Origin of the sequence: Campylobacter concisus, assembly GCF_002913545.1 — a bacterium.
GTDB lineage: Bacteria > Campylobacterota > Campylobacteria > Campylobacterales > Campylobacteraceae > Campylobacter_A > Campylobacter_A concisus_AV.
This window is the reverse complement of record NZ_PPBR01000014.1, coordinates 1-518: the sequence shown is the minus strand read 5'-3', so window position 1 is coordinate 518 and position 518 is coordinate 1. Positions and strand designations below refer to the sequence as shown.

Genomic DNA, 518 nt, shown 5'->3' with positions numbered 1-518 from the left:
ATATTATCACCAGCAAGTAGCTCAACTAGATCTGAAAGTACTTGGCCAAGGCCAGTTAGAGAGATAGAGCCCACGATGATACCTGCAAGCGCGGTTGCTATAGCGATCGTTGTCATGCTTTTTGCGGCTGCAACCATCGCCCAAAATATATCTTCAAAGCCTATTAACCCATCATTTATTCCAACTTTTTCGCCACTTGCTAGTTTTTTAACTGGCTCTTGAAAGATCATTATTAAAAATAAAAATCCAATCGCATTAAATGCTGCAGCGATGGCTGACTCTTTTGCGATTAATAGCGTATAAAGCAAAATCAAAATCGGAGTTATATAGTGAAGTCCGCTTACAAAAATTTTAAATCTTGAGTGAAACTCGCTTTGATTTATACCTTTTAAGCCAAGCTTCACGCTTTCTAAATGAACGATAAAAAATAGCGACAAATAACAAGCAAACGCTGGGATAACCGCCGCCATCATGACATTTGTATATGTCATACCTAAAAACTCAGCGATGATAAAAGC

1 protein-coding gene is annotated in these 518 nt (G+C 38.2%); it reads right to left on the bottom strand.

Features of this window, described 5'->3' with window-relative positions:
- On the bottom strand, window positions 1-518 hold a 518-nt coding region (locus CYP05_RS01355), incomplete at both ends, for a TRAP transporter large permease subunit (RefSeq protein WP_141090262.1).